The organism is Granulicatella sp. WM01, from assembly GCF_004570605.1.
Lineage (GTDB): Bacteria > Bacillota > Bacilli > Lactobacillales > Aerococcaceae > WM01.
The window spans coordinates 1-4,172 of the sequence record NZ_SPPB01000095.1 but is presented as its reverse complement, the minus strand read 5'-3'; the positions used below and the strand labels follow the sequence as shown (position 1 = coordinate 4,172).

Here is a 4,172-nt window from a genome sequence, read left to right as displayed (position 1 = left end):
TTTTACTTTTTTTTATTTTTTTTTGCTTTTTTATTCAAAACTGCATAATATCAACATTTATAGTATGTTTTTTGGGTAAATTTCTTTTTCTGTTGCTTATTTTTTGTAAATACAATATACGAATATTCATAATAAATAACGCCATCCACATTCGTAATAATACTGTTTTTTCTTTTCACCATTGGTTTTTTTATTTAAACCAATGATTAGGCACTAACATTCTGGACTAGTTTTCTTTAATTATTTCTTTTTTTAGCAGAATTTTTTATGCATAGCAATCTAAAAACCTTATCTTTGTTACACACTATCACCAATCTACTATCTCTTGGCTAATCTATATCAGTATATGATAGATTAAAAATTTTTATTAGAACACTTTTCTTATTCTACTATAAGTAAACGTATTTTTTATTTTAAAAATTTATAACCTCAGCTCTCTTTTCCATACATTAAATCTATAACCTACTCTCATTTTAAAAGTATATTTCTACTATAAAAACCAAATATTTTTTCTTTGTTGACTGGCTTTTGTGCTATCTTAAAAAGCGTCTTTAACAATTTAGAAACAACTTTGTTCCACTTTATTATATACAAGTAATTACATTTTATTTACTAACACAATTGTTTGTACACTCAAAAAAGTAGTGATGTTGATGAACAATTTTGTTCATCAACATCACTACAATACCACTACTTTTAATCTATAGGCTTCATTGTTGGGAATAGCAAAACATCTCTAATAGATTGTGCATTTGTTAGGAGCATAGCGTATCTATCAATCCCTATGCCCAATCCGCCAGTTGGAGGCATACCATACTCCAAGGCAGCAATGAAATCCTCATCAATCGGATGTGCTTCATCATTTCCTTTATCTTTTTCAACCATTTGCGCTTCAAAGCGTTCACGTTGGTCTATTGGATCAGTTAATTCAGTGAATGCATTTGCATATTCTTTTGTTGCAATAAATAATTCGAAGCGATCTGTAAAGCGTGGATCTTCATCATTTTTACGTGCAAGCGGAGAAACTTCGACAGGATGCCCGTATACAAAGGTTGGTTGAATACAGGTTTTTTCCCCAAATTCCTCAAAGAACGCATTAATAATATGCCCCACACTCGTGTCATGATCGTTTAGTTTAACACCATGTTCTTCAGCAAGTTGTTTAGCATTCTCAAAACTCATTAGCTCCCAGAAATCAACACCTGTTTCTCTTTTGATTAAGTCTACCATGTGAACACGTGTCCATGGGCTTTCTAAATCTATCTCTAACTCTCCGTATTTGATTTTTGCATTTCCTAGAACACGTTGTGCAACAGTACGCATTAAATCCTCTGTCATATCCATAACATCTGTGTATACCGTATATGCAGTATAAACTTCCATTGATGTGAATTCCGGATTATGCGTTGTGTCAATACCTTCATTACGGAAAACACGACCAATTTCATACACTTTCTCTAACCCACCAACAACTAGGCGTTTTAAGTGTAATTCAGTTGCAATGCGCATATACAATTGCATATCCAAAGCATTGTGGTGTGATACAAATGGCCGAGCTGATGCACCGCCAGCTAAAGTGTGTAATACAGGAGTTTCAACTTCCAAGTAGCCTTTAGCGTCCATGTAACGACGGATTTCACTAATCATTTTTGAACGGATAATAAACCGTTGACGACTTTCATCATTACTAATTAAATCTAAATAGCGTTGACGATATTTTTGTTCAACATTTGTTAATCCGTGATACTTATCTGGCAATGGACGTAACGCTTTGGTCAGATGAACAAATTCTTGTACACGAATTGTCAATTCTCCCATATCCGTTTTCATTAATGTCCCTTTAACACCAACAATATCACCTAAATCTGCACTCGTAAATAATGTATATTGCTCTTCACCTACAGCATCTCGACGAACATAAATTTGAATGCGTCCTTGATTATCTTGTAAATGAGCAAAACCTGCTTTTCCTTTCCCACGTTTAGTCATCAAACGCCCTGCAATCGATACTTCAAAAGGATTGTGTTCTACCAAATCATGTAATTCCTGTTTTGAAACATCTTTATATTGTTGCTTCAACTCTTCTGATTCGTGGCATTTAGCAAAACCTATGCCAAAAGGATTGACTCCCTGTTCAGCTAATTTCGCCATTTTTTCACGACGTACAATCAATTGATCATTTAATTCTAATTTTTCTTCTTGTGTCATATTTCCTCTCCTTTAACTCTTCACCTCATTATATCACAACACTAGGCTTTCCACTAAATATTTTGACGTAAACTTGCTTGATATTCACGCTCCAATACTTCTTCCAAAAACGCATCTAATAAATCAATAATTTCTCCTTGTTTTGTTGCAGCATTGATTAAATTTTTTGTTTTTGATGCTCTAGGGATACCTTTTAAGTAATAATTGGCATGTTGTCTAAATTCTCTAGCGGCAATAGTTTCCCCTTTTAAATCCACTAGACGTGCTAAATGTAATTTGGCTATGTCAATTTTTTCTTTTGGTGTATGTGGTGGCAATAATTCTCCTGTTTCTAAATAATGAACGGTTTGTTTAATCATCCACGGATTCCCTAAGGCTGCTCTTCCAATCATAACACCATCAACACCTGTTTCATCCAACATACGTTTAGCATCCTCGGCTGTTTTTACATCTCCATTCCCAACAAAAGGAATACTTAATGCTTGTTTAACTTCTTTTAAGATAGACCAATCTGCTTGACCTTCATACATTTGAACACGTGTACGTCCATGCATAGCAACCATACTTGCTCCTGCTTTTTGTGCAGCCAAAGCATTGTCTACAGCGTAAAGATGTTCACTATCCCAGCCTGTTCTCATTTTGACACTTACTGGAACATTAACGGCATCAACAACACTAGCAACCATTTCATAAACTTTATTCGGATCTAGCAACCATTTAGCTCCTGCTTCAGCTTTTATAACCTTATTCACCGGACATCCCATATTAATATCAATAATTGCAGCCTGAGTATGTTCTTCAACGTATTTTGCCGCCTCAACTAAAGTTTCCTTACTTCCACCCATAATTTGAACACTTAAGGGATATTCTTGAGGTTCAATATGCAACATGCTCAACGTTTTCTCATTGCGGAATTGGATGCCTTTATCACTAATCATCTCGCAAACAACCAATCCCGCTCCCATTTCTTTAACCGTTACACGAAAAGCGGCATTACTGATTCCTGCCATTGGTGCAACAACGACTGGATTAACAATCTCAATATTTCCAATTTTAAACATACTGCCTCCATTTTTAACAGTTTTTTTATTAAACCAAAAGCACCTTTCGAAAAAGGTGCTTTTTCAATCTATTAACGGCGACGCTCTGCAATACGAGCTGATTTACCAGATAATGCACGTAAGTAGTACAATTTAGCACGACGTACTTTACCATGACGAACCACTTCGATTTTTGCAACACGTGGTGTATGTAATGGGAATGTACGCTCAACACCTACACCATTAGATACTTTACGTACTGTGTAAGTTTCACTAATTCCTGCACCACGACGTTTAATCACAACACCTTCAAATAACTGGATACGTTCACGAGTTCCCTCTACAACTTTTGCATGAACACGTACAGTATCTCCAGGACGAAAATCTGGAATATCTGAACGTAATTGTTCTTGTGTGATTAATTCAATTAATTTACTCATTATGTCTTTCTCCTTTATCTGCGACTATTCTTATATGTGGTCATACAGCGGAATAATCTGAATATGTGGTCGCCCACGTTTCTCAATTCTAGCATAGTCTAAAAAGAAAGTAAATAAAAAATGACATGTTCACTCAAAAACTTTATCGCCCCGTGTTGTAAAGCCAAGTGCAACAAATAAAAATAAACAAAAAAACATGAAAATCAGCTATACTAAAGTTGCTAAACCAAATAGATAGGAAGATTTTCATGTCTGAAGTACATTATACCACAAAACGACACTATAAACAATTAAGTGATAAAGAAAGAAGTCAAATTGAAATATTATTAAACGAGGGCTATACTATTTCAAAAATTGCAACACTACTGAATCGCCATAAATCCACCATTTCACGTGAAATCAAACGTGGCTCTGTTCTGCAAAAACAATACCTTTATGGCTATAAAGAAGTACTACAATCAACATATTTTAGTGATACTGCTCA

At 34.8% G+C, this 4,172-nt stretch carries 4 protein-coding genes; 1 reads left to right on the top strand and 3 read right to left on the bottom strand.

Annotated features, from left to right (window positions below; genetic code table 11):
• Positions 1–696 precede the first annotated feature (696 nt).
• From lysS to rplS, 3 genes are all read right to left on the bottom strand, one after another.
• Positions 697–2,208 (bottom strand): lysine--tRNA ligase, encoded by a 1,512-nt coding sequence (lysS, locus tag E4T68_RS08520; RefSeq protein ID WP_135125971.1) that lies wholly within the window; start codon positions 2,206–2,208, stop codon positions 697–699.
• A 53-nt stretch (positions 2,209–2,261) separates the two neighbouring features.
• Positions 2,262–3,269: a tRNA dihydrouridine synthase DusB gene (gene dusB / locus E4T68_RS08515; RefSeq protein WP_135125970.1), complete on the bottom strand. Its 1,008-nt coding sequence runs from the start codon at positions 3,267–3,269 to the stop codon at positions 2,262–2,264.
• 71 nt (positions 3,270–3,340) lie between these two features.
• Positions 3,341–3,688 (bottom strand): 50S ribosomal protein L19, encoded by a 348-nt coding sequence (gene rplS / locus E4T68_RS08510; RefSeq protein WP_135125968.1) that lies wholly within the window; start codon positions 3,686–3,688, stop codon positions 3,341–3,343.
• 248 nt (positions 3,689–3,936) lie between these two features.
• Between rplS and E4T68_RS10025 the strand changes: the two genes are divergently transcribed.
• Positions 3,937–4,172: helix-turn-helix domain-containing protein (locus E4T68_RS10025; protein WP_135125966.1), on the top strand; the 236-nt coding region annotated here is incomplete at its 3' end.

Coding starts and splice junctions, on each gene's coding strand:
- lysS (WP_135125971.1), bottom strand. CDS start 2,208: ATGACACAAGAAGAAAAATTAGAATTAAATGATCAATTGATTGTACGT.
- dusB (WP_135125970.1), bottom strand. CDS start 3,269: ATGTTTAAAATTGGAAATATTGAGATTGTTAATCCAGTCGTTGTTGCA.
- rplS (WP_135125968.1), bottom strand. CDS start 3,688: ATGAGTAAATTAATTGAATTAATCACACAAGAACAATTACGTTCAGAT.